Origin of the sequence: Streptomyces sp. NBC_01217 (genome assembly GCF_035994185.1) — a bacterium.
Lineage (GTDB): Bacteria > Actinomycetota > Actinomycetes > Streptomycetales > Streptomycetaceae > Streptomyces.
Window position 1 is genome coordinate 4,417,165 of record NZ_CP108538.1, and the last position, 19,949, is coordinate 4,437,113.

Here is a 19,949-nt window from a genome sequence, read left to right on the forward strand (position 1 = left end):
TTACGGGCGCGGTGTGCCCGTAACAGGGTTTCCGCTCAGCGGCGGGTCGTTCGAGGCACGCACGATGGTGATCACACGGTCCGTCAACTGCAGTGGGCTGGCCGCCGGATCGTCGTATCCGAGCAGCCGATGCCCGCGCAGCACACTGACCACGAGATCGTCGGTCTCCCGGACGCTCTTGCCGACCTCGGCCTTTATCACCGGCCGTTCGACGAGGTCGAGACCGCTGCCCTGCTGGATGAGGTCCTCCATCACCGTGCCCGCACTCGGGCTGAGGACGGAGAGGCCGAGCAGCCGGCCGGCCGCGCTGGCACTCGTGATCACGGCGTCGGCGCCGGACTGCCGGAGCAGTGGGGCGTTCTCCTCCTCGCGCACCGCGGCAACGATCTTCGCGCCGCGGTTGAGCTGCCGCGCCGTCAGTGCCACCAGCACCGCCGTGTCGTCGCGCTGGGTGGCGATGATGATCTGACGCGCCTTCTGAAGCTCGGCCCGCAACAGCACTTCGCTGCGCGTCGCATCGCCGACCACGCCCACGAACCCTTCGGCATTGGCGATCTCGATCACCTTGGTCGCCGGGTCGACGATGACGATCTGTTCCTTCTTCAGGCCGGTGGCCCGCAGGGTCTGGATGGCCGAACGGCCCTTCGTGCCGAAGCCGACGACGACGGTGTGGTCACGCAAGTTGGTTCTCCAACGCTTCAGCCGAAAATCCTCCCGGGTCCGTTCCGTAAGGACCTCAAGAGTGGTGCCGACCAGGATGATCAGGAAGAGCACCCGCAGCGGTGTCACGAGCAGCACATTGGTGAGCCGTGCACCGTCCCCGTAGGGGGTGATGTCGCCGTAACCGGTGGTGGAGAGGGTGACTGTCGCGTAGTACACCGCGTCCAGCAGATCGACTTTGCCGTCGGCGGCATCGTGATATCCGCTGCGGTCAAGCCAGACGATCAGCACGGTGACGGCGAGCACTATCAACGCCATCATCAGGCGCTTGGCGACCTGTCGCGCCGGTCCGTCGACAACCCTGCGCGGTAGTTGCACCCGCGTGGGCGCGACATACTCGTCGGCGCGCCTGGCCATCGCATCGTGGCCGGGAAGTTTCACGTGAAACACCCTTCCGTCCACGGCGTCGCCGAGGCCCATGGCAGATCGAGGATCTCCACCTCGGTGCCGGACCGTACCCCGCCCGGTGGTACGACAGCCAGCCCGTCCGCCGCGGCAATTCCCCGGAGCATCGCCGGACCGTTGTAATGCAGCGGTACGACGTGCTCGGCACCGCTGTCGGTTCCCGAACTGCCGAAGTTGCGGTGGACGACGGGCACCAGACGGGTGTCGTGCGGGTGCCCGTGCACCTCGTCGCGTACGACGACCCGGTACGGCGCCTCAGGCACCCGGCCGGCCAGTCCCCGAAGCAGAGGCTCGGCAAGCGTGAGGAGCCCGGAGACTGCGGCCAGGGGATTGCCGGGAAGTCCGACGAGATACGGGCCCGCATCCGGACCGTCCGTCCCGAGCCGGGCCAGCAGCATCGGGTGACCTGGGCGGACGGCGACGCCGTCGACCAGCAACTCGGCCCCGATCTCGGCAAGAACCGGGTGGACGTGGTCCACAGGGCCGGAGGCGGTACCGCCGGTGGTGATGACCAGATCGGCGTCGGAGGTGGTGAGGGCGCGACGGAGCGCCGACGCGTCGTCACCGAGGCGCTGCGGGGCGGAGACCTCGGCGCCCAGCGCGCGGAGCCAGGGGCCGATCATCGGGCCGAGCGCGTCACGGATCAGCCCGTCGTGCGGCAGACCGCTGGTCAGCAGTTCATCACCGAGGACGAGGACATCGACGCGGGGGCGCGGGACCGTGACGAGTTCGTCGTACCCGGCTGCGGCGGCCAGACCGAGGACGGCGGGCGTCACCTGGGCTCCGGCGGGCAGAAGTTGATCGCCGGAACGGCACTCCTGGCCGCGGGGCCTGATGTCCTGTCCGGGTAGCACCTGCCGCTGCGCATGGAGCAGCCCCCTGGCCTCGTCCACGTGTGCGTGTTCGCTGCGGATCACGGCGTTGGCGTCCGCCGGGATGCGGGCGCCGGTCGCGATCCGTACGGCCTGGCCGTCGAGGAGCGCGGCGGAGGTGCTGTGCCCGGCGAGAATGCCCAGTCCCTGGCGTGGGCCCGCGCCCTCACCGGCACCCCCCGAACCCTTCTCGTCCCCGGCTTCGTCGGCCTCCCGGATCGTCCACGGCCCCGGTCCGCTGACGACCCAGCCGTCCATGGCGGAGGTGTCGAAGGACGGCAGATCGGTGAGCGCGACGAGCGGCTCGGCGAGTACGTGTCCGAGTGCCTGCCCGAGGGGGAGTCGCCGGCCACGGACGCGGACTTCACGCCCCAACCGCGCGGCAAGAGCACGCGCCTCCCGCCAGGGCGTTGTCTGCCTGTGCCGATCAGGTGTGTGGGGCCGGTCGGCGCTCCGGGACGAGGGCTGGGGCGCGGACGCGAGTCCTTCCACGGTCGGGGGCCGGTCCGCGGAGTCCGAGTCCGGCTGTCCCGAGGAGCGGGAGTCCACGAAGTGGGGCCGCTCCTCGGACCGGGGGGGCCGCGGGGGCTGAGGCTCGCCTGCCGCCTGCCGCCCGACCAGAGCAAGGGCCTGTTCAACGGCCCGGTTCTCGTCGGCCGCCCGCAACTCCTCCGAAGACGGGCTGCCCGCCGAAGACGATCCGACCGCCGAAGACCGATCGCCCGACGCCATCCCGGGGTCCGCCGACGCCACCCCGGAAATGCCCGGCCCCGGACGGTCACGGGCCGAAGGCCCGGCACCTGCCGGAGGCTCGACGCACGCCGAAGGTCCCGCGCTCTCCACGGGCCCCGCGCCCGCCGGGGGACGGCCGCCCATCGATGCGGCATCGGTCGGCGGAGGCCGGTCGGAGCTGCCGTTAGGAGCCGTCATTGCGTCTCGTTCTCGTCCGCCCACCGGAGGGCGAGCGCGGCGGCCTTGCGGGCGGCCTCAGCCACCGCCGCCGGGCCGTCGCCGTCGCTGCTCGCCTTCGCCGCCGCGTACCCGACCAGGAAGGTCGTCAGGGGTGCGGCGGGCCGGGCGACTCCGTGGGCGGCGTCGCGGGCGAGGTCGAGCAGGACGCCGGTGTCGACGTCGAGTTCGATGCCCAGTTCGTTCTTGACTGCGGTGATCCATTCGTCCAGCACGGTCCCATGCTCTCTGATCCGGGCCCGGGCCGAGGCGATGTCCTCCCAGGTGTCGCAGTCGAAGGAGGCGAGGGGGCCGGCCTCCACCCGGGCAAGGTCGAGTTCGTTCGTCAGCAATCGCAGGGGGAGTCCGGACAGAGTGCCGTGCTCGGTGGCGATCAGGGCGAGCTCGCGGCGCAGCGGTTCGGCACGGTAGGCGGCGACGAGAGGCTGGTCGCGACCGTCCTGATCGATGCACAGGGCCCCGTCCCGCTGCCCGTCCCCGGCGGCGGTCAGCAGTGTTTTGACGGTGTTGTCCCCGAGGAACGGCAGATCGGCGGAGAGTACGAGAACCCGTTCCGCCGAGGTACGCCGGACCCCGGCGTCGAGCGCGGCCAACGGACCTCCGCCCTGCGGTTCTTCGCGCGTCCACGTCACCGCGCGCACAGTGGGGCGCCGCCCGCCCACCACCACGGTGGTCGAGGCGTCGGCGCAGGCCGCGAGCACCCGGTCGAGCAGCGAGCGCCCACCGACCCGGATTCCGGGCTTGTCGGCGCCGCCGAGCCGCTTGGCGGCCCCTCCGGCAAGGACGATGACGTCATACGCGGTCATGCATCCGAGTATGCGGGCCGCGGCCTCCCGTTGATCCTCCCCGTCCGCAATCCAGTGGATCAGTGGAGGGGAGGAAACGGGAGCCCGCACCTCTTTCGGTCTACAACGTGCGCAGCAGCACCGCCGGTTGTTCCACGCAGTCGGCCACGTAGCGCAGGAAGCCGCCCGCCGTGCCGCCGTCGCAGACCCGGTGGTCGAAGGTCAGGGACAGCTGGACGACCTGGCGTACGGCCAGCTCGCCCTCGTGCACCCACGGCTTGGGCACGATCCGGCCGACGCCCAGCATCGCCGCCTCCGGGTGGTTGATGATCGGGGTCGAGCCGTCGACTCCGAACACTCCGTAGTTGTTCAGCGTGAACGTGCCGCCGGTCAGCTCCGCCGGGGTCAGCTTCCCTGTCCGGGCCGCCTCGGTCAGCCGGGTGATCTCGGCCCCGATCGACTCCGCGTTCCGGACCTGCGCATCCCGTACGACAGGGACGACCAGGCCCCGCTCGGTCTGGGCCGCGAACCCGAGATGAACCTCCGGCAGCCGCACGATCTCCCGCGCTTCCAGGTCCACCGTGGAATTCAGCTCGGGGAACCGGGCCAGCGCGGCGGTGCAGATACGCGCCAGCAGGGCGAGCACCGACACCTTGGGCCCGGCGGCCGGACCACCGGCGCTGTTCATCGCGGCTCTGGCCGCCATCAGCTCGGTGGCGTCGGCGTCGACCCAGCACGTGGCGTCGGGGATCTCCCGCCGGCTGCGCGCCAACTTGTCGGCGACCGCACCCCGGACACCGCGCAACGGAATCCGCTCCGCGGCTGTACCCGCAGTCGCTTCCGAAACCGGACCCGGCTCCGGCACCGAGACCACGGACGGGACCGGGGCCGGTATGGCAGCCGCCGGACCCTCTGCCAGCGCCCTGATCGCGGATTCGACATCGGCCCGCAGGATCAGCCCGTCGGGACCGGAGCCCGCCAGCTGTCGCAGATCGAGATCATGCTGCCGCGCCAGCTTCCGCACCAGGGGGGAAACGACGGCCACCGGCCCCTGCGCCACGTCCGGAACAGTCACAGAAACCACTGCCGCAACCGCAGTCGCTTCTGCAGCCGAATCCGTCACGCGTGCGGCAACAGGCGCCGCCGTCGTTTGGGGACGGACTCGTCGGCGGCGCGCCACCGGTGCGCCCGTCCCGTACCCGACCAGCACATTCCCGGACGCCTCCGCCGCACCGGAACCGGAACCAGTACCGACCCCGGAGCCTGCCCCGCCGCCCGGCCCCGCAGCGGACACCACCGCCTCAGCACCGGCGTCCGTGCCCACTGCCACCGTCAACAGCGGTGCACCGACCGGAAGTTCCGCACCCTCCTCACCGAACCGCGCGGTCACCACGCCCCCGTACGGGCACGGCACCTCCACCATCGCCTTGGCCGTCTCGACCTCGACGACCGGCTGGTCGATGGCGACGACATCGCCGACCTCCACCAGCCAGCGCACGATCTCCGCCTCGGTGAGCCCCTCACCGAGATCCGGCAGCCTGAATTCGAGTACCTGCGGCATCAGCTCTCCGCCTCCCACTGCAAACGGGCGACCGCGTCGAGCACCCGGTCCACGCCCGGCAGATGGTGCCGCTCCTGCATCGGCGGCGGATATGGAATGTCGAACCCGGCGACCCGCAGCACCGGCGCCTCCAGATGGTGGAAGCAGCGTTCGGTGACCCGGGCCGCGATCTCGCCGCCGGGACCGCCGAAACCGGAGGACTCATGGACGACGACGGCGCGCCCCGTACGCCGTACGGAAGCGGCGACGGTCTCGTCGTCGAACGGCACCAGCGAGCGCAGGTCTACGACTTCGAGATCCCAGCCCTCTTCGACGGCCGCTTCCGCGGCCTCCATACAGACCGGCAGCGACGGCCCGTACGTGATCAGCGTCGCGCTGCGACCTGGCCGGCGTACGACAGCCCGTCCGATCGGCTCCACGGCCACCGGCGCCTCGGGCGACCAGTCCGCCTTCGACCAGTAGAGCCGCTTGGGCTCCAGGAAGACCACCGGGTCGTCGGAGGCGATCGAGGCCCTCAGCAGCCCGTACGCGTCCTCGACCGTGGCGGGCATGACGACGTGGAGACCGGGCGTCGCCATGTAGTACGCCTCGGAGGAGTCGCTGTGGTGCTCGACGCCGCCGATCCCGCCGCCGTACGGCACCCGGACCGTGATCGGCAACGGCATGGCACCGGCCGTCCGGTTCCGCATCTTCGCGACATGGCTGATGAGCTGCTCGAACGCCGGATAGGCGAAGGCGTCGAACTGCATCTCCACTACGGGCCGCAGCCCGTACATCGCCATGCCGACGGCCGTGCCGAGGATGCCCGCCTCGGCCAGCGGGGTGTCCGTGCACCGGTCCTCGCCGAACTCCTTCGCCAGACCGTCGGTGATCCGGAACACCCCGCCGAGGGTGCCGACGTCCTCACCGAGGACGTGCACCGTCGGATCCTGGGCCATCGAGTCGCGCAGCGCTCGCCCGAGCGCCTGCGCCATGGTGGCGGGTCTTGCCTTCGCCGCACGCTCTCCGGCCGGCGCCGCTGCCGTGGTCATCGCCCTTCCTCCACGTCGTCGTGACCGTGCTGGTCCTGCTCGGCCTCCAGCTCGACACGCAACCGGGCAGCCTGCTCCCGCAGTTGCGTGGTCTGTTCCGCGTAGACATGGGCGAAGAGATCCATCGGGTCGAGCACCGGATCGGCGTTCATCCGCTCACGCAGAGCGGCAGCCATCCGCTCAGCGGCCGCACGCGCCTCCTCGATCCCGTCGTCACCCAGCAGCCCCCGCCCGGTCAGCTCCCGCTCCAGGAGCTGGATCGGATCGTGCGCACGCCACGCCTCCACTTCGCTGTCGACGCGATAGCGCGTGGCGTCGTCGGCGTTCGTATGGGCGTCCATGCGGTACGTCACCGCCTCGACAAGCGTCGGACCGCCACCACTGCGGGCCCGCTCCACCGCCTCACCGAGGACCTGGTGCACGGCGGCCGCGTCATTGCCGTCGACCAGCCGGCCCGGCATCCCGTATCCCACGGCCTTGTGCGCCAGGGACGGAGCAGCGGTCTGCTTCGCGAGCGGCACGGAGATGGCGAAGCCGTTGTTCTGTACAAGGAAAACGACCGGGGCCTGCCAGACGGCCGCGAAATTCAGCGCCTCGTGGAAATCGCCCTCGCTGGTCCCGCCGTCACCGACCATGGCCAGCGCCACCACATCGTCGCCCTTGAGGCGCGCCGCGTGCGCCAGGCCCACGGCGTGCGGCAGCTGGGTAGCGAGGGGGGTGCAGAGCGGGGCGATGCGGTGCTCGCGCGGGTCGTAACCGGTGTGCCGGTCGCCGCGCAGCAGCGTCAGTGCCTCGACCGGGTCCAGGCCGCGCGCCACGGCCGCCAGCGTGTCGCGGTAGCTGGGAAAGAGCCAGTCCCGCTCCTCCAGCACCAGCGCGGCCGCTATCTCGCAGGCCTCCTGCCCCGTGCTCGACGGGTAGACGGCGAGCCTGCCCTGCTTGGTGAGAGCGGTGGCCTGCGCGTTGTACCGCCGGCCGCGGACCAGCTCCGCGTAGAGCCGCAGCAGCAGCTCGGGGTCGGCATCGGCCACGGCATCCGTACCGAGCACGCGGTACGGCTCGGGGTCCGGGAGCAACGGCGCGGGGTCGGTGAGCGGCTTCCAGGCCGGGGGCGGCGTGGGCCGGTAAGCAGCCGCGCCGGGCAGCTCTTGGACCGTCATGACAAGCACCTCCTGGCGTCGAGGGGTTTTCGAGCGGCGTCTGTCGGCGTCGGGGGATCGTCCGATGCCGAGGGGTGTCGAAATACTTCGAAATGTCGAGCACTGTCCGAGGCACGGATGTGGTGCGCCTCACCTACCGATTGTTCGGTCGCGAGCGCATTTTGGCTACAGGCACCTTCAGCCTGTGGACAAACGGTTCTCCACAGCCTGGGATAGGGGCAGGTCGTCCAGGACAGGGAGGCGCGGGCACATGTCAGCTGAACAAATGGCCGATGGGGGCCAGGACCCCGGCCAGGTTCCGCCCGCGCGCCCGCTCGATGCCGTCGATCGCGACATCCTGCGACTGCTCCAGACGGACGGCCGCGCCTCGATACGGTCGGTCGCCGATCGCGTCCATGTGTCCAGGGCCAACGCCTATGCCCGCATCAACCGGCTCATCGACGACGGCGTGATCCGCGGTTTCAGCGCGCGCGTGAACCATGAGCGGGCGGGTCAGGGCGCCTCCGCGTACATCACGCTCAAGATCGTCCAGAATTCCTGGCGTACCGTGCGCGAACAGCTCCAGGCACTGCCGGGGGCCACGCACATCGCGCTGGTCAGCGGCGACTTCGATGTCCTGCTGCTGGTGCACACCCCGGACAACCGGTCGCTGCGCGAGCTGGTCCTGACCAGGATCCAGGCCATCCCGGAGGTGCTCTCCACCCGCACACTTCTGGTGTTCGAGGAGACGGACCTGGCCCCGGGCCCGGACAGACCCACCGAGCTCGCCTGACGGCAACCGGCGAACATGAGCCGCAATCCGGACGAAACCGGAGCCGCAGCCGGTGCCGGATCTGCTTCAGGATCCGTACTTCTTGAGGAATGCCCGGACCGTGGCCCAGTTCTCCACGCTGTCGAGCAGCGCCACCCCGTGCTCGCCCGCACCTCTGACGTAGACCAGCTTGTGCTCCGCTCCCTTGGCTCCGGCCTTGTCCAGCTCCTTCGCGTCCTCCCCGAAGGAGCCGTCGTACTCGGCGGCCATGTAGAGCACCGGGGCGGTCAGCTTCGGGACGGCGTCCAGCGCGTTCATGCCGGAGTAGAACGTCGGCGCGGAGAGCGCGATCACCGCGTCCGGCTGCGGCCGTATCGCGGGCGCGGCCGCGAGCACGGCGGCGCCTCCCTTGGACGCCCCCATCAGCAGTAGCTTCTCCACACCCTTGCCGCGCAGATACGCGGCCGCTCCGACAATCTCGGAGACCTCCTGGCCCGCCGAATCGACCGCGAGCACCCGATAGCCGACCCGGTGCAGCTCGTCGGCCTTGTCCTTCCACTGACAGGCCGTGCCGTCGGACTGGTGCGCGAGCACGATCCCCGCGCCGGTCCCGCCGCCGTTCGCACCGCCCGGCGCATGGGCGCCCGTCTCGTTCCCGTCCGCGGACTCGAAGGCGAGGGAAGCGGTCTTCGCCTCTTCTGGCGTCAGGCAGCGAGGTCGTCAGGCGCCGCGGCCTCGGTCGCAGCCCGGTCCCCGCGTACGTCACCATCGCCGCCACCGCATCCGGTCAGCGACACGGCCGCGATCAGCACGGCGGCGGACAGGAGCCCGGGAACGCGCAGGGCAGCGGTGGTCATGCCGAAGGATGGTGGTCTGGACCTGTCCGGCCGTCAACGGTTCAGCGGCTGGAACGCATCCCCTCGAAGGCCACCCGGACGAGCGTGTCCGCCAGCATTTCGCCTTCCACGCCGCCGTCCGGCTGCGGCCGATACCACTCCACCAGGGAGTTGACCATCCCGAAGAGCAGCCGGGTCACCAGCCGTATGTCCACGTCCGAGCGGAGATCGCCGTCCGCGACCGCCGCCCTGAGCAGATCGGTCACCCGGTGGTCGAACTCGCGCCGCCGTTCCATGGCCCAGCGCTCGGCCTTCGTATTGCCCCTTACGCGCAGCAACAGCGTGACGTAGGGCAGTTCGGCTATCAGCACATCGACGGTACGACGGGTGACGTACTCGACCCGCTCGATCGCGCGCCCCTGCGTCGCTCCCGGCTCGTCGAGAATTCCGAAGAGCCCGTCCAGCGCCCGACTGACCGCACGCCGGAGCAATTCCTCCTTGCCCGCGACGTGGTGATAGATGGACGACTTGGAAATGCCCGCCGCCTTGGAGAGATGTTCCATGGACGTGCCGTCATAGCCGCGCTCGTTGAAGACACGGACGGCGACGGTGAGCAGAGTCTCCGGGGTGTACGTGTCCCGCTTGGCCGTGGTCATGTCCGCGATCCTCCCCTACGAGTTGTCCACAGGTTTGGCGGGCCCCCTTGTCCCGACCGATCGTTCGGTTACTCTAACTCTGTCCGCCCGTCCCTGCCCAGCTCGATGAGGAGTTGGTCCGTCATGGCCGCCGAGCTCTCCCCGCACCTGCTGTCCGAGAAGCACCGCCCCGCGCTCGACCAGGCCCTCGACGCGATCCGTACGCGCGCCTACTGGTCCCCGCACCCCGAGCATCCGAAGGCATACGGCGAGGACGGCGCCCCCGGCAGCCTGAGCGCCGCCGAGGGCAAGGCCGCATTCGATGCCGTGCTGCACACCCGGCTCGACCTCGGCCAGCCGGGCACCGACGGCTGGACGGGCGGGGAAACCTCTCCTTACGGGCCGGAGCTGGGCGTCGAATATCCGCACGCCGATCTGGATGTCCTGCTTCCGGCGATGCGTACGGGGATGGCCGCCTGGCGTGCGGCGGGCCCGGAGACCAGGGCCCTGGTCTGTCTGGAGATCCTGGCGCGGATCAGTGCCAGGACGCATGAGTTCGGCCACGCCGTGATGCACACCAGCGGCCAGGCCTTCATGATGGCGTTCCAGGCGGGCGGCCCCCACGCCCAGGACCGCGGCCTGGAGGCGGTGGCGTACGCATACGAGGAGCAGACCCGCACCCCGCAGAACGCCGACTGGTCCAAGCCTCAGGGCAAGCGCGACCCGCTCCAGCTCCACAAGTCGTTCACCTCGGCGCCCCGCGGCATCTCACTCCTGATCGGCTGCAACACGTTCCCCACGTGGAACGGCTATCCCGGTCTCTTCGCCTCCCTGGCCACCGGCAACCCCGTCCTGGTCAAGCCGCACCCGCGCGCCGTGCTTCCGCTCGCGCTCACGGTGCAGCTGGCCCGCGAGGTGCTCGTCGAGGCAGGCTTCGATCCCAACCTGGTGGCCCTGGCGGCCGAACGGCCGGGCGAAGGCATCGCGAAGACCCTCGCGGTCCGCCCCGAGATCAAGATCATCGACTACACGGGATCGACCGCCTTCGGCGACTGGCTGGAGACCAACGCCCGCCAAGCCCAGGTCTACACGGAGAAGGCCGGGGTCAACACGATCGTCGTCGACTCCACGGACAACTACGACGGCATGCTCGCCAACCTGGCGTTCTCCCTCTCGCTGTACAGCGGCCAGATGTGCACCACCCCGCAGAACCTGCTGATCCCCCGGGACGGCATCACGACCGACGCCGGCGACAAGACGTACGACGAAGTCGTCGCCGACATCGCCGCCGCGGTCAACGGTCTGCTGGGCGACGACGCCCGGGCGAACGCCCTGCTCGGCGCCCTGGTCAACCCCGGTGTGAAGGCCCGTCTGGAAGCGGCCGCGGAGCTGGGCGAAGTCGCCCTGCCCTCCCGCGAGGTGGCCAACCCGGAATTCCCCGGTGCCGTGGTCCGCACCCCCGTCGTCGTGAAACTGGACGTCACCAAGCCGGACGACGAGGAGCACTACCTGACGGAGTGCTTCGGACCGGTCTCCTTCGCGGTAGCGGTCGACTCGACAGCCGACGCCGTGGAACTGCTCCGCCGCACGATCCGCGACAAGGGCGCGATGACAGTCGGCGCGTACACCACCTCACCCGAGGTGGAGCGCGCCGTGGAGGACGTCTGCCTGGACGAGTCGGCCCAGCTCTCGCTGAACCTGACGGGCGGGGTGTACGTCAACCAGACCGCGGCGTTCTCCGACTTCCACGGCTCGGGCGGCAACCCGGCAGCGAACGCGGCCCTCTGCGACGGGGCCTTCGTAGCAAACCGCTTCCGCACCGTGGAAGTCCGCCGCCAGGCGTAATCCCCACCGCTGGCACCCCGTCCCCTTCCCCGTCCCGTCCCCTTCCCCATCCCGGCCCCTTCCCCATCCCGGTTTCTCCGGGCCCCTACCCAACCCCTCCGGCGTTTGAGGAGCGGGGGTCCGGGGACGGAGCCCCCGTTACGGGAAGGGGCGGGTAGGGGAACAGGCCCGCCGCAGGCGCCCCGCCTACCCCGGAATCTCCGCATACCGCTGCACCCACGCATGCATGGCGATCGCAGCCGCGGCCCCCGCGTTGATCGACCGCGTCGACCCGAACTGCGCAATGGAGCACACCATCGCGGCGTGCTTGCGCGCCTCCTCGGTCAGCCCGGGCCCTTCCTGTCCGAAGAGCAGCACGCAGCGCCGCGGCAGCTCGGTCCGCTCCAGCGGCACCGCCCCCGGCAGGTTGTCGATCCCGATGATCGGCAGCCCTTCCGCCGCGGCCCACGCGGTCAGCGACTCCGTGTCGGGGTGGTGCCGCACATGCTGGTACCGGTCGGTGACCATCGCACCGCGCCGGTTCCAGCGCCGCCGCCCCACGATGTGGATCTCCTTGGCGAGGAAGGCGTTCGCGGTGCGCACCACGGAGCCGATATTGAAGTCGTGGCCCCAGTTCTCGACCGCCACATGGAAGTCGTGCCGCCGCAGATCGAGATCGGCGACGATCGCCTCCCGCGTCCAGTAGCGGTAGGCATCGCCCACATTGCGCCGGTCGCCGTGGGCGAGCAGCTCGGGGTCGTACCGCTCGTCCTCGGGCCAGGGCAGCGGATGCGGCCCGACGCCGATCTCCGTCCCGAAGCCCTCGTCGTACTGCATCGGCTCCGTCGCCGATACGGATGCCACGGACGGTTCGCGTCCAGGCCCTACGGACTCTTCGGCCGACGGCTCCCCGTCACCAGCACCACCCGCGCCACCCGCACTGTCACTGCTGCCGCTGCTGTCACTGCTGCCACTCTCACTACTCACCCGACGAGCGTATGGCCCCCGTCGCCGCTGTGCTGCGGGGCCTCCTCGTCATGGACGGCACGCTGCCGCTGCCTCGGCACCTTCCCCCTGCGGGAGAACAGCAGCTCCCGTCCGAGGGTCACCCGGCCGCCCAGCCACACCAGGAAGACGGTCGGCAGAAAGACAGAGTCGGCGGCAATCATGGCCATCGAGAAGAAGGGCAGTCCGAGCAGCAGAGCGATGCCGGCGTGCTCGCAGATCATGGCGACGAGCAGGACGTTCTTGACCCGCCGGTTGAACAGGGTGAAGGGGAAGGCGACCTGAACGACGACCGTGCCGTACGTGATGAGCATCACCATCACGCCGTTGGCGGCGAGGATGTCCGACAGCCCGGGCCAGGGCGTGAAGTAGTCGAGCTTGAGCGGGTAGTACAGCGCCGTGCCGTCCTGCCACCGCGAACCCTGGATCTTGTACCAACCTGCCGTCGCGTAGATCAGACAGACCTCGGCCATGATCACGACGAGGGTCGCGTTGTGGGCGAGATTGGCGACGACATCGAGCAGGGTGCGCGCTTCGCTCTGCGGTGCGTGTCGGTTCACGGCCCACCAGGCACCCTGTCCGACCCAGAGGATCCAGAGGAGAGCCGGCAGCCACCATGTGCCGCCGAGGCCGTCCGTCAAGGTGGCCACGAGCAGGACCGGGCCGAGCACCACCCAGAGAACCGGACCGGCCACATTCCCCAGCACCGCACGCCGGGAACCCTCGGCTTCCGCACCCTCCTCCGCCGCACCGGCCGCACCAGCCACCCGGGCCACGCGCGCCGCACGCCGGGCGTCCAGCGACCAGACCTGCCCGCAGCGCGTCAGCACGAGATAGATCGCCATGAGATGGACGACGTTGTCCCCGCCGTCGCCCAAGAAGATGCTGCGGTTCTGCAGGGAGAGCACACCCACCATGAAGAGGACCGACATGGCGCGGGTGTGCCAGCCGACCATCAGCAGCGCGGCGGAGAGCAGAGCAACCGCGTAAACGATCTCGAACCAGACCGTGCTGTCCGACCACATGAGCGTGGTGAAGGCTCCATTGCCCGATATGAGCTGCTCCGCCATGTCCCAGCGCCACGGAGCATCGGGTCCGTACATCTCGTGCCGGTGCGGCAGTTCGCGCAGCAGGAACAGCAGATAGGTGGCGGAGAACCCGATCCGGGTGACGGCGCTCTGGTACGGGCCGAGGGCCGAGGAGGTGATCCGCTGGATGCCGCGGGCGAGCTTGCGATCGAAGGCGAACGTACTCACTGGTCAGCCCCCTCGGCGTTCTCGGGGAGATCGGCAGCGGTGACGGTCCACCACGGCAGCACCCGGTAGGACGGCCTCGTGCTGATCTTCTCCTTGCTCCATGCGGGCGCCGCGACGGACCGCACCTCGGAGCGGATCTGAATGCGCTCGATGGTGCCGCCGTAGTCGTGTTCGCTGAGGCGCAGCATCGCGATGCGGCGGATGTAGCGCTCGGAGAGCTCACCGCGCGTGCCGTTCGCGCGGTTCTCGCTGTCGTGGGAGCCGAGGTAGAAGTCCCAGCCACGACGGAGTTCGTTCTGATGGATGTGGCTGGGGAGCGGATTGCCTCGTATCGCCTTGCCGTCCTCACCGGAGAGGCTCATCCAGGAGGTGGTGCGGCGGCCGTCGGCGCCGGATATCTCGGCCCGGACGTGTATCGCGATGTTCTGCTGAAGCGGGTTCGGGGCGAAGAGCTTCCAGTTCTGCTCGAACTCGGGATAGACCCAGTCGTCGACCGCTTCACCGTGCTGCTTGGTCAGGGTGTTGGAGGGTGCCACGTGCAGAAACACCATGGCCAGTTGAGCACAGGCCAACAGCCCGATGACCGACAGTGCGACCGCGGCGACGATCTGATACGGAAGTGTCAGGGCAGCCATGCCGCCACGGGGACCCGGACCCGCCCCCGGACCCTGACCGGCGACGGACGACACGTCCTCGCGCTGCCCCGCCCCTGGCCCGGCGCCCCCGCCCACGCTCCCGACGCCCCTGTCGTCGTACGAATCCATCCCGCCCCGATCCCCGTCGATCCCCGGTGAGTTATCCACAGGGTTGACACCCTACGGGCCACCGACTCACCATTGAAGACAATGAACCGAACGATCGGTCGGTCGGTAGGGAGTCCGGGATGACGGCAGTGACTGCGGACCAGACAGCGCAGGCGGGATCAGGCGGGCCCGAAGGGGCCGGTGCGGCCCTGTCAGCGGCCTTCGACGCCGCGGTGGCGGCGGACGAGCGCATCGAGCCGCGTGACTGGATGCCGGATGCGTACCGCGCCTCGCTGGTCAGGCAAATGGCCCAGCATGCCCACTCCGAAATCATCGGAATGCAGCCGGAGGCCAACTGGATCACGCGAGCGCCCTCGCTGCGCCGCAAGGCGATCCTGATCGCCAAGGTGCAGGACGAGGCCGGGCACGGGCTCTACCTCTACAGCGCCGCGGAGACGCTCGGCACCGGCCGCGAGGAGCTGCTCGACAAGCTCCACGCGGGCCGCCAGAGGTATTCCTCGATCTTCAATTACCCGACGCTGACCTGGGCGGACGTGGGCGCGATCGGCTGGCTCGTGGACGGCGCCGCGATCACCAATCAGGTGCCGCTCTGCCGCTGCTCCTACGGTCCGTACGCCCGGGCGATGGTCCGCATCTGCAAGGAGGAGTCCTTCCACCAGCGTCAGGGCTACGAGCTGCTGCTCACCCTCAGCCGCGGCACCCCGGCACAGCACGAGATGGCGCAGGACGCGGTGAACCGCTGGTGGTGGCCGTCCCTGATGATGTTCGGCCCGCCGGACGACGCATCGGCCCATTCGGCGCAGTCGATGGCCTGGAAGATCAAGCGTCACTCCAACGACGAGCTGCGACAGCGCTTCGTGGACATCTGCGTCCCCCAGGCCGAGGCGCTGGGGCTCACCCTCCCGGACCCGGATCTCCGGTGGAACGAGGAGCGTGGACAGCACGACTTCGGGGCGATCGACTGGCAGGAGTTCCAGGAGGTCCTCAAGGGCAACGGCCCGTGCAACGAGCAGCGCCTCAGCCAGCGCCGCCGGGCGCACGAGGAGGGCGCCTGGGTCCGGGACGCGGCGGTCGCGTACGCCGAGAAGCACACAGCGGTTCGCAACGATGGGGAGGCGACAGCATGAACAGCTCGACCGAATGGCCGCTGTGGGAGGTGTTCGTGCGTTCGCGCCGCGGGCTGTCCCACACCCACGCGGGCAGCCTGCACGCCCCCGACGCGGAAATGGCCCTGCGCAACGCACGCGATCTGTACACGCGCCGCTCCGAGGGCGTCTCCATCTGGGTGGTCCCGTCCGCCCAGGTCACGGCCTCCTCGCCGGACGAGAAAGACTCCTTCTTCGAGCCGGCCGGTGACAAGCCGTACCGGCACCCGACGTTCTACGAGATCCCGGAAGGGGTGAAGCACCTGTGACCGCGGCCCTCGCCCTGGGCGACGACGCGCTGGTGCTGTCGCACCGGCTGGGGGAGTGGGCGGGCCACGCCCCCGTGCTGGAGGAGGAATTGGCCCTGGCCAACATCGCCCTGGATCTGCTGGGGCAGGCCCGGGTGCTGCTCTCCCTCGTCGGGGACGAGGACGAGCTGGCGTATCTGCGCGAGGAGCGCGCCTTCCGCAACGTCCAGCTGGTCGAGCAGCCGAACGGCGACTTCGCCCAGACCATCGCCCGCCAGCTCTACTTCTCCGTCTACCAACGGCTGCTGTACGAGCAGCTGGCGGCCGGTGAGGGCCCGTTCGCCGGGCTGGCGGCGAAGGCGGTCAAGGAAGTCGCCTACCACCAGGACCACGCGGAGCACTGGACGCTACGGCTCGGCGACGGCACGGCCGAGAGTCACGACCGGATGCAGCGCGGGGCGGACGCCCTGTGGCGGTTCACCGGCGAGCTGTTCCAGCCCGTCGAGGGTGTGGAGATCGACTGGCAGTCGCTGCACAGCGGCTGGCTGGAGTCCGTCACCGCGGTGCTGGAGCGGGCCACGCTGACCGTGCCGGCCGGTCCGCAGTCCGGAGCGTGGACGGCGGGCGCGGGGCGCCAGGGCATCCACACCGAACCCTTCGGCAGGATGATCGCCGAGATGCAGCATCTGCATCGCAGCCACCCGGGGGCGTCATGGTGACCGAAACGCTTCTGGAGGAGGAGCTGCACCGGCTCGCGGGCTCTGTTCCCGATCCCGAACTGCCCGTGCTGACCCTGGACGAGCTGGGAGTCCTGCGGGGTGTGGACGTGGTGGCACCGGGCAAGGTCACCGTACGTCTCACCCCGACCTACACCGGCTGCCCGGCGATCGAGGCCATGTCCGCCGACATCGAGCGGGTGCTGCACGACCACGGCATACCGGAGGTCTCCGTGCTCACCGTGCTCTCGCCGGCCTGGTCCACGGACGACATAAGCGCTGAAGGGCGGCGCAAGCTGGCCGAGTTCGGCATAGCGCCCCCGCGCCCGCACGACGCCACGGCTCCCGCGGGAGGCCCGGTGCCGCTCACGCTCTCGGTCCGCTGCCCGCACTGCGGCTCGACCGATACGGAGCTGCTGAGCCGGTTCTCCTCCACCGCCTGCAAGGCGCTGCGCCGCTGCGTGACATGTCGCGAACCGTTCGACCACTTCAAGGAGTTGTAGATGTTCCATCCGCTCCGGGTCCGCGCGATCGAACGGCTCACGGACGATTCGGTGGCCGTCACCCTCGCCGTACCGTCCGAGCTGCGCGAGACCTTCCGCCACAAGCCCGGCCAGCACCTCAATGTGCGCTACACCGTCGACGGCGAGGAGATTCGCCGCTCGTACTCGATCTGTTCCCCGGCCACCGAGCAACCGGCCGACCCGATGCTGCGGGTGGGCATCCGGCTCGTCGACGGCGGCGCGTTCTCCACATACGCGCTGAAGGAACTCGCCGTCGGTGACCTGATCGAGGCGATGGCTCCGATGGGCCGCTTCGCGCTCACGCCCCGTGCCGGACGCTTCGCGGCCATCGTCGGGGGCAGTGGAATCACCCCGGTGCTGTCGATCGCGGCGACGCTGCTGGCGCGGGAGCCCGACGCGAGTTTCTGCCTGGTCCGCAGTGACCGGACGGCGGTTTCGACGATGTTCCTTGACGAGGTCGCCGACCTCAAGGACCGCTATCCGGACCGGTTCCAGCTGGTGACGGTGCTCTCCCGGGAGGAACAGCAGGCAGGCCTGCCGTCCGGCCGGCTGGACCGGGATCGGCTCACCGAGTTGCTGCCCGCGCTGCTTCCGGTGCCGGATGTGGACGGCTGGTATCTGTGCGGCCCGTTCGGACTGGTCCAGGCGGCCGACCGTGCGCTGCGCGGCCTGGGCATCGACCGGATCCGTATCCACCAGGAGATCTTCCATGTGGACGACGGGCCGAACGCGACCGCCCGCACCCGTGTCGAGGCACCCGCACACAGCACACTCACCGCGACACTGGACGGCCGCTCGGGCAACTGGCCGGTCCAGGACGGCGAATCACTGTTGGAGACGGTGTTGCGCAGCCGTGCCGACGCGCCGTACGCCTGCAAGGGCGGTGTGTGCGGAACGTGCAGAGCTTTCCTGGTCTCCGGCGAGGTCCGGATGGACCGCAACTTCGCACTGGAACCGGAAGAGACCGAGGCGGGCTATGTGCTGGCCTGCCAGTCGCATCCGGTCACGCCGGAGGTGGAGCTCGACTTCGACCGCTGACACCCGCCCCCGATCCACCCACCCCGCCTTCCGTTCTTCCCTTCTCATAGAACCTGTTCTATCTTGACGGCCCGTCAGGTCCGGGTACGGGAGCAGCGGTTCGCGGGAGGCCAGGGCAGTGGACTTCACCTTCACCGAGGAACAGCAGGCAGCCACTGAGGCGGCGAAAGCGGTCTTCTCGGGCGTCGTACCCGACGGAGTGCCCAGCCCCGCTCTCGTGCCGGGCGCGGTGGCCGAGGACATCGACCGGTCTCTGTGGGCCGGGCTCGCCGCGGGCGACCTCCTGAGCCTGACGCTGTCGCCGGAGCACGGCGGGACCGGGCTCGATCTCATCGCACTCTGCCTGGTGCTGCGTGAATCCTCCAGGGTGCTTGCGAGGGTGCCGCTGCTGGAGACGTGTGCGGTCGCCATGGTGCTTCAGCGCTACGGCGACGCGGGGCTGGCGGCGGAGCTGCTGCCCCGCGTCGGCCGGGGTGAGCTGGTTCTCACGGTCGGGGCCAACGGCCGCTCCGGCCACGATCCGGCCGAGCTCGCCGTGACCGCCCGCCGGGACTCCGGCGACAGCGACAGCGGCTCGGTCTGGGTGCTCGACGGGGTGCAGTCAGGGGTGCCGTGGGCGCAGGTCGCGGACTGGATCGCCGTGCCCGCCCACACGGCCGACGGCCGCGCCGTCCTGTCCCTGGTACGCCACTCCGACGAAGGCGTCACGCTGGCTGAACAGGTGTCCACCAGCGGCGAGTTGCTCGCCGAGGTCCGGCTCGACGGCGTACGGGTGGAGGACCGCGCACTGATCGACACCGCCGACGCCTGGGAATGGCTGCGCGCCCTGCTCACCACCGGAACCTGCGCGCTCGCGCTGGGCCTTGGCGAGACGGTGCTGGCCATGACGAGCGAATACACGGGAAAGCGCGAGCAGTTCGGGTTCCCCGTCGCCACGTTCCAGTCCGTCGCCGTCCAGGCCGCCGACCGGTACATCGATCTGCGGGCCATGGAACTGACACTCTGGCAGGCGGCCTGGAGGATCTCCACAGGTACAACCGGCGCGCTGCCCGCCGAGGGCGACATCGCCGTGGCGAAGATCTGGGCGTCGGACGGTGTCCGCAGGATCGTGCAGACGGCACAGCATCTGCACGGCGGCTTCGGCGCGGACACCGACTACCCGCTGCACCGCTTCCACGCCTGGGCGAAGCAGATCGAACTCTCCCTGGGCCCAGCAGCGGCGCACGAGGCAGCCCTGGGCGATCTGCTGGCCGCCCATCCCCTCGGCTGAGAACCACGAGCCCGACCCCGGAGGCCCCGGGACGGTCTCAACTGGACCCAACCCGACCGGCTCAGAGCACGAAAGCCGGGTTGCCGTTGTCGGTGACCATCGGGCGTCCGGCACCGTCCCAGGCGAGCATCCCGCCGTCGATGTTCACGGCGTCGAGGCCCTGCTGCACCAGATACTGGGTGACCTGGGCGGACCGGCCACCGACCCGGCACATCACATGCACGCGCCGACCGTCCTCGACGGCCTCGGTCAGCTCGCCGAAGCGACTCACGAAGTCACTCATCGGAATGTGCAGAGCGCCTTCGACATGTCCGGCCGCCCACTCGTCGTCCTCACGGACATCCAGCACAAAGCCGTCCGACGGCACCACCGCGACATCCACCGAGGGCAGCGGGGCGAAATTCATGGGTCATGCCTTCTCTCGTACGTACGCT

General features: G+C 69.9%; 21 protein-coding genes. 8 read left to right on the top strand and 13 right to left on the bottom strand.

The genetic code is table 11. From position 1 onward, the window contains the following. From OG507_RS19400 to pdhA, 6 genes are all read right to left on the bottom strand, one after another. Positions 1-1,140 carry a potassium channel family protein gene (locus tag OG507_RS19400; protein WP_327368455.1) on the bottom strand — a complete coding sequence of 380 codons (1,140 nt, stop codon included), beginning with the start codon at positions 1,138-1,140 and terminating at the stop codon, positions 1-3. Beyond that, positions 1,098-2,729: a molybdopterin molybdotransferase MoeA gene (locus tag OG507_RS19405; protein WP_327368456.1), complete on the bottom strand. Its 1,632-nt coding sequence runs from the start codon at positions 2,727-2,729 to the stop codon at positions 1,098-1,100. Before OG507_RS19405 ends, OG507_RS19400 begins: the two co-directional genes overlap by 43 nt. Before the next feature lie 194 nt (positions 2,730-2,923). After that, on the bottom strand, positions 2,924-3,772 hold the full coding sequence (locus tag OG507_RS19410) for an NTP transferase domain-containing protein (protein WP_327368457.1): 849 nt from the start codon (positions 3,770-3,772) through the stop codon (positions 2,924-2,926). 100 nt (positions 3,773-3,872) lie between these two features. Then, entirely contained in the window at positions 3,873-5,312 is a 1,440-nt protein-coding gene (locus OG507_RS19415) for a dihydrolipoamide acetyltransferase family protein (protein ID WP_327368458.1), read from the bottom strand. Beyond that, positions 5,312-6,343 (bottom strand): alpha-ketoacid dehydrogenase subunit beta, encoded by a 1,032-nt coding sequence (locus OG507_RS19420; RefSeq protein ID WP_327368459.1) that lies wholly within the window; start codon positions 6,341-6,343, stop codon positions 5,312-5,314. The genes OG507_RS19415 and OG507_RS19420 overlap by 1 nt, the downstream gene beginning before the upstream one ends. After that, positions 6,340-7,503: a pyruvate dehydrogenase (acetyl-transferring) E1 component subunit alpha gene (gene pdhA / locus OG507_RS19425; RefSeq protein WP_327368460.1), complete on the bottom strand. Its 1,164-nt coding sequence runs from the start codon at positions 7,501-7,503 to the stop codon at positions 6,340-6,342. Before pdhA ends, OG507_RS19420 begins: the two co-directional genes overlap by 4 nt. Positions 7,504-7,768: 265 nt before the next feature. Between pdhA and OG507_RS19430 the strand changes: the two genes are divergently transcribed. Continuing rightward, complete coding sequence (locus OG507_RS19430) at positions 7,769-8,275, top strand: Lrp/AsnC family transcriptional regulator (protein WP_442811106.1); 507 nt, start codon at positions 7,769-7,771, stop codon at positions 8,273-8,275. Positions 8,276-8,341: 66 nt separating this feature from the next. On the opposite strand, the gene OG507_RS19435 is transcribed toward OG507_RS19430, so the two are convergent. The 3 genes from OG507_RS19435 to OG507_RS19445 all read right to left on the bottom strand — a co-directional run bounded on the left by OG507_RS19435 (position 8,342) and on the right by OG507_RS19445 (position 9,746). Then, positions 8,342-8,848, bottom strand: coding sequence for an alpha/beta hydrolase family protein (locus OG507_RS19435; protein ID WP_327368462.1), 507 nt, complete (start codon positions 8,846-8,848; stop codon positions 8,342-8,344). A gap of 110 nt (positions 8,849-8,958) precedes the next feature. Then, positions 8,959-9,111, bottom strand: a complete 153-nt coding sequence (locus tag OG507_RS19440) for a hypothetical protein (RefSeq protein WP_327368463.1) — start codon at positions 9,109-9,111, stop codon at positions 8,959-8,961. A gap of 41 nt (positions 9,112-9,152) precedes the next feature. Continuing rightward, entirely contained in the window at positions 9,153-9,746 is a 594-nt protein-coding gene (locus OG507_RS19445) for a TetR/AcrR family transcriptional regulator (RefSeq protein ID WP_327368464.1), read from the bottom strand. 123 nt (positions 9,747-9,869) lie between these two features. Between OG507_RS19445 and paaN the strand changes: the two genes are divergently transcribed. Then, the gene (paaN, locus tag OG507_RS19450; protein WP_327368465.1) at positions 9,870-11,570 is read left to right on the top strand and encodes a phenylacetic acid degradation protein PaaN; all 1,701 of its coding nucleotides are present in this window, start codon (positions 9,870-9,872) and stop codon (positions 11,568-11,570) included. Positions 11,571-11,756: 186 nt separating this feature from the next. Here paaN and OG507_RS19455 read toward each other — a convergent pair whose 3' ends face one another. The 3 genes from OG507_RS19455 to OG507_RS19465 are packed head-to-tail and all read right to left on the bottom strand — an operon-like array spanning position 11,757 to position 14,574. Continuing rightward, positions 11,757-12,536: a TrmH family RNA methyltransferase gene (locus OG507_RS19455; protein WP_442810999.1), complete on the bottom strand. Its 780-nt coding sequence runs from the start codon at positions 12,534-12,536 to the stop codon at positions 11,757-11,759. Continuing rightward, positions 12,533-13,810 (bottom strand): HTTM domain-containing protein, encoded by a 1,278-nt coding sequence (locus OG507_RS19460; protein ID WP_327368466.1) that lies wholly within the window; start codon positions 13,808-13,810, stop codon positions 12,533-12,535. Before OG507_RS19460 ends, OG507_RS19455 begins: the two co-directional genes overlap by 4 nt. After that, entirely contained in the window at positions 13,807-14,574 is a 768-nt protein-coding gene (locus OG507_RS19465; protein WP_327368467.1) for a DUF5819 family protein, read from the bottom strand. Before OG507_RS19465 ends, OG507_RS19460 begins: the two co-directional genes overlap by 4 nt. Positions 14,575-14,693: 119 nt before the next feature. Here OG507_RS19465 and paaA point away from each other — a divergent pair, with 119 nt between their 5' ends. The 6 genes from paaA to OG507_RS19495 all read left to right on the top strand — a co-directional run bounded on the left by paaA (position 14,694) and on the right by OG507_RS19495 (position 19,515). After that, on the top strand, positions 14,694-15,701 hold the full coding sequence (gene paaA, locus OG507_RS19470) for a 1,2-phenylacetyl-CoA epoxidase subunit PaaA (RefSeq protein ID WP_327368468.1): 1,008 nt from the start codon (positions 14,694-14,696) through the stop codon (positions 15,699-15,701). After that, the gene (gene paaB / locus OG507_RS19475; RefSeq protein ID WP_327368469.1) at positions 15,698-15,988 is read left to right on the top strand and encodes a 1,2-phenylacetyl-CoA epoxidase subunit PaaB; all 291 of its coding nucleotides are present in this window, start codon (positions 15,698-15,700) and stop codon (positions 15,986-15,988) included. The genes paaA and paaB overlap by 4 nt, the downstream gene beginning before the upstream one ends. Beyond that, complete coding sequence (gene paaC, locus OG507_RS19480) at positions 15,985-16,686, top strand: 1,2-phenylacetyl-CoA epoxidase subunit PaaC (protein ID WP_327368470.1); 702 nt, start codon at positions 15,985-15,987, stop codon at positions 16,684-16,686. Before paaB ends, paaC begins: the two co-directional genes overlap by 4 nt. After that, positions 16,680-17,186 (top strand): 1,2-phenylacetyl-CoA epoxidase subunit PaaD, encoded by a 507-nt coding sequence (gene paaD, locus OG507_RS19485; protein WP_327368471.1) that lies wholly within the window; start codon positions 16,680-16,682, stop codon positions 17,184-17,186. Before paaC ends, paaD begins: the two co-directional genes overlap by 7 nt. Next, positions 17,187-18,245 (top strand): 2Fe-2S iron-sulfur cluster-binding protein, encoded by a 1,059-nt coding sequence (locus OG507_RS19490; protein WP_327368472.1) that lies wholly within the window; start codon positions 17,187-17,189, stop codon positions 18,243-18,245. Positions 18,246-18,363: 118 nt separating this feature from the next. Continuing rightward, positions 18,364-19,515, top strand: a complete 1,152-nt coding sequence (locus OG507_RS19495; RefSeq protein ID WP_327368473.1) for an acyl-CoA dehydrogenase family protein — start codon at positions 18,364-18,366, stop codon at positions 19,513-19,515. A 61-nt stretch (positions 19,516-19,576) separates the two neighbouring features. On the opposite strand, the gene OG507_RS19500 is transcribed toward OG507_RS19495, so the two are convergent. Further along, entirely contained in the window at positions 19,577-19,921 is a 345-nt protein-coding gene (locus OG507_RS19500; RefSeq protein WP_327368474.1) for a rhodanese-like domain-containing protein, read from the bottom strand. Positions 19,922-19,949: the final 28 nt, after the last annotated feature.